The sequence below is a fragment of the Scandinavium sp. NPDC088450 genome, from assembly GCF_044900545.1.
GTDB lineage: Bacteria > Pseudomonadota > Gammaproteobacteria > Enterobacterales > Enterobacteriaceae > Scandinavium.
The window spans coordinates 1-5,001 of sequence record NZ_JBJDNI010000055.1 but is presented as its reverse complement, the minus strand read 5'-3'; the positions used below and the strand labels follow the sequence as shown (position 1 = coordinate 5,001).

Annotated in this window: 2 protein-coding genes; both read left to right on the top strand. The window is 52.4% G+C overall.

Annotation, left to right across the window (positions count from 1 at the left end):
• Positions 1–116: 116 nt before the first annotated feature.
• The gene (locus ACI2I2_RS24440) at positions 117–356 is read left to right on the top strand and encodes a hypothetical protein (protein WP_404660255.1); all 240 of its coding nucleotides are present in this window, start codon (positions 117–119) and stop codon (positions 354–356) included.
• A 621-nt stretch (positions 357–977) separates the two neighbouring features.
• Positions 978–5,001, top strand: a 4,024-nt coding sequence (locus tag ACI2I2_RS24435; RefSeq protein WP_404660254.1) for an Ig-like domain-containing protein, incomplete at its 3' end; no start/stop codon positions are given.

The window sequence follows — 5,001 nt, the reverse complement described above, 5'->3', positions numbered from 1 at the left end:
GACTGGCCGTCAAACAAGGTACACGACCTGCTTCCCTGGAAGCTCGATCTTAGCAACGTCTAACCGTCAATACGGTTCAGATGAGCCGCTTACGCTATATGTCAGATGGAACCCGGATGTATTTGAATAACGTATCCGGCAGTGCCTCCGGACTGGCCTTCCTGCTTTATCATCATCAGGAAGGCACATCGACGTTGTCCCGTATTACTTCAGCGGATTCAGTAAGATACCAGATAATGAGCCTTGAACGCTCCGGTGATGTGTATATCTCATTCGTGGTACAACATCGCCGTATCGGAGATTTAAGACCTGGCAAGATAAATGGCTCATTTACGGTGAACATTAACTATAAATAATCTCCTGCCCCCGGGGGTACATGTTTTCTGTATTGTCGGGGAAGTCGATTGTTAAGGGGCATACAATACCAACCCTGGCAGCAATTCACCAAATCGCGTATGGCATGAAGGAAATCCTCCCTACACGGTAACTCCGCCATCTGATGGCACGAGTAATATCAAAATACCCGTGTTTATACGCTATGTGCGCAAAGGAATTATTACGCCCGGAAAGGCGAATGGCTCAGTAACATTCGTTATAAATTACAGGTAAATGAATTTTTTAGAAAAATGAAATTAGTGCTGGAAGTTTTTTTTTAAATTAAATAAATTGGTGCGTTTATTGACCGATTTGTCCGGTCGGTTTAGGATGTTTCCCTCTGTTAGTGTCGTGGTGGTTTTATTTTTCGCTACCAGAATTGAACCTCTTCGTGTTTTACACTGAATTTTACCCTGCTAAAGAATTGTGCTGATGCAATGATCATCCAAAGGTCACTCAATCTGAGTTATGCAATCGGTCAGCCTCTGAATCAATAAAATGACATAACCGATTACGTTGGTGATGTCGTCTGTAGGGTAGTGCTGTGCCCACCCACTGGATTAACTTTTCTTTAAATTTATTTTAAAATGAGAGCTAACATCATGAGCCTGGTTACCCGTCCGCCAGTGTTTGCTGGCCTGAATAAATACATAGCATGGCTATGTATCAGCCTTCAATTATTTCCTTCTGCTTTAACACTGTCACTGGTTTATTCTCAGGCGGTAAACGCCCAGCAGCAACATATGTTGCCGCAGAATGCTGACCAGAACAGCGAGGATATGACGGATAATGCTTTTGAAAAGATGCTTACCAGTGGTGCCGTAGCCTTCGGGACTGCGCTTTCGGATGAGGATCGGGCCTCATCCGAAGCGTTGTCAGACTACGCACGTAGCCAGGTATCCGGAAAGTTAAACAGCTCAGTGGAAGGGTGGCTAAATCAATTTGGTACTGTTCGATCGCAGATAAGTCTCGATAAACATGGCAGGCTCAGCGACAGCAGTGTTGACTGGCTGATACCTTATTATGACTCGCCAAAAAATATGCTGTTCGCTCAACTCGGCGCGCGGCATAAAGACGATCGTAACACCATTAATATCGGGTTGGGGGCGCGCTTTTTCCCTTCGGATAAATGGATGTATGGCATTAACTCGTTTATCGACAGCGATATTACCGGACGTAACTACCGTCTGGGCATGGGGGCAGAAGCCTGGGGGGATTATCTCAAAATTTCCGCCAACAAATATCAACGTTTGAGTAGCTGGCATCAGTCCCGGGATTTAGCGGACTATGATGAACGCCCGGCAAATGGGTTTGATCTTCGGGCTAACGGTTTTCTGCCGTCTTACCCACAATTGGGTGGTTCACTGGTCTATGAACAGTACTTCGGGGACGAAGTCGCCCTTTTTAGCCAGGATAACCGACAACAAGATCCCTATGCAGTCACGGTGGGGGCGAATTATACCCCGATACCTATGCTGACTTTCAGTGCAGAGCAGCGAATGGGGAAATCCAATCAAAGCGAATTTACCGTTGCGTTGGCGCTAACCTATCAACTGGATAAAACCTGGCGTGAAAACACCGACCCTGATGCGGTAGATGCCCTTCGTAAATTATCGCGTAGCCGCTATGATTTTGTTGAACGTAATAACGACATCGTTCTTGAATATCGTAAGCAGCAGGTGATTCGTCTCACGGTCTCCCCGACAAACGTTGCGGGTGAAAGCGGGAGCTCACAAAATATCGCATTGCATGTGAACAGCAAATACGGCGTGAAATCCATCAATTGGCAGGGCGATTCGTTCATTGCGGCAGGCGGTAAGATCCGCATGCTGGACGCCACGCATGCCGCGTTGACTCTGCCTGCCTGGCAGGTGGCACAGCTGGCTCAGTCAACAAAAGCAACAGCTCAAGACAACGCCAGCCGTTTGCTCAACACCTACGTTCTGACCGCAGTTGCTCAAGACAATCAGGGGAATACCTCCTCTGAGAGCCAGCTTAACGTGGAAGTGTTACCACCGAAGGCACAGTTCGCGGGAGACGCAGTGGTGGACGGAGACTATGCGCCACCTGATGGTATGACGCCTGTCAACGTTCAATACCAGGCCGTCGATGGCAGTCAGCAGCCACTCAAAGGGGAAGCTGTCACCTTTGTCGTGACATTTGCCGACGGCAGCACTGAAAAGCAGGTTCACAACACGGACGACAGGGGGCTCGTCAGCATTGATGTCACCAGTACCATAGCTGGTGAAGCCACCGTTACGGCGAGTCTCTCCAGCGGAGAAGCTCGTAAGGTGAGCATCCACTATGTTGACGGCAAGCCTGATGCTGCGCATTCATCCCTGACGGCCTCTCCGCTCAGTATTGCGGCGAATGGTTCGGCATTCAGCACTTTGATGTTGGCTCTCAACGACAGCCAGTCTCGACCTGTCAGTGGTCTCTCCAGCCTCTCGTTTACGCTTTCTGGGGTGGCTAACGCCACACTCACGGCTGTACAGGAAATTGAACCGGGGCATTACTCGGCACGTCTGTCCGGCAGTGAGGCGGGGATTGCGACAGTGACACCTACCGTTGATGGCACCGCACTGTCAGAACTGCAGGCAAAAATTACGCTCATCGGTGACGAAGCGAGTGCACAAATTGCCACTGGTGATCTGACGGTGCTAACTGATAACGCAGCGGCCGATGGCAGCAGCCAGAATAAGGTCCAGATCCGCGCCACTGATGCTCAGGGAAATCCATTAAGTGGGCAGACCATTGAACTGAGCGCCGATAATGGTGCCAGCATAGCCGCGACGGCAGTCACCGATAATCAAGGACTTGCCGTTGCGACACTGACCAGCCAGACCGCAGGGCTACTGACCGTGACCGCGACCCTGAAGGGAAGCCATCAGCAGGTGCAAGTTAATTTTGTTGCGGACGAGCAGACGGCGCAGATTGCTGATGATGATTTCTCCATCGTCACTGACAATGCCGTGGCGAATTTGAGCGATCAGAACATCGTACGCGCACGGGTCAGCGATCGGTTTGGCAATGCATTAGCCAATCAGACGGTCTCGTTCAGTGCTGATAATGGGGCAACGATTGCGGCCACCGGGATTAGCGATGAGCAGGGATTGGTCAACATGCCGCTGATCAGTCATGTCGCCGGCCCCGTCAAGGTGACGGCAACCCTGAACGACAGTTCACAGACGGTGACGGTCACCTTTACCGGTGACACCGACACGGCGAAAATTGCGGACGGTGGACTCACCCTACTGAAAGACAATGCCGTCACAAACGGTAGCGACAACAACCGTGTAGAGGCGAAGGTTGTTGACGCCAATGGCAATGCGTTACAGGGCGTCAGCGTTAAGTTTAGCGCGGAAAACGGCGCAGCCATTCTCTCTCCGGTTGTCAGTAACAGTGACGGGCTCGCTATCACCACGCTGAACAATACTAAAGCGGGTATCAGCAAGGTGACGGCCTCGGTCGGTGGGAGCCAGCAGTCCATTGATACGCATTTTGTGGCAGATACCAGCAGTGGAAAAGGAGTGTTAGCTGCGACCGCAGATAAAGCGGTGGCGAATGGCAGCGCCCGCAATAGCGTCACCCTGACGCTGACCGATGCGCATGATAACCCGCTGGCTGATATCCCTGTGGCTCTGACTGCCTCCAACCAGGCAATGCTCAGCGCGAACAGTGGAAAAACCAGTGCCGCCGGTACGCTGACAGCAGACGTCAGCAGCAAAACCGCCGGGGTAAGCACCGTGACGGCAACGCTGCCAGACAACCAGACGTTTAAGGTTGATGTCACCTTTGTGGCTGACAGTGACACAGTGAGAGTGGCGACGGGGGATCTGACGGTCGTCCGTAATGATGCTATTGCCGATGGCGTGGCGAGTAATCAGGTTCAGGTGCGGGCCACTGATGCTAACGGTAACAGCGTGGCTGGACAAATGGTCAACTTTACAGCCACCAATGGCGCTTCCATCCCGACCTCCGGGATCACCGGCACCGATGGCACGCTGAAGATGCTGGTCACCAGCGTCACGGCCGGCAGTAGCACGGTCATTGCCTCTGTCAACGGCAGCAGCCAGAGCGTGGTACTGAACTTCGTGGCAGACGACAATTCCGCCCGCATTGCCAGCGGTGCATTGACGGTAAGCCAGAACAATGCGGTGGCAAATGGCACGGCGGTAAATAGTGTGCAGGCAAGAGTAAGCGATGCCCATGGTAATCCGGTTGCTGGAGCCCTTGTAGCGTTCAGTGCCGGCAATGGCGCGACCATTGTTCCTCAGGGGACGACTGACAATAACGGTCTGGTCAGTGTCAATTTGAGCAGCAAAAAGGCTGGCGTCAGCACAGTGACCGCCACGGTGAACGGCAGTAGCCAGCAGATTGACACGACGTTTGTCGCTGATGGTGGCACGGCACAGATTGGCTCAGGCGACCTGGCGGTGGTGGCAGATAACGCCATTGCCGACGGGACGGCTGCAAACCAGGTACAGGTACAGGTGAGCGATGCCAACGGTAACCCGGTGGCAAACCAGAGCGTCAGCTTTGGCGCCAGCAACGGTGCGACGATAGCGGCCAGCGGTAACACCGACACGACCGGCAAGGTTCAGATGCCGGTAACCAGCCTGAAAG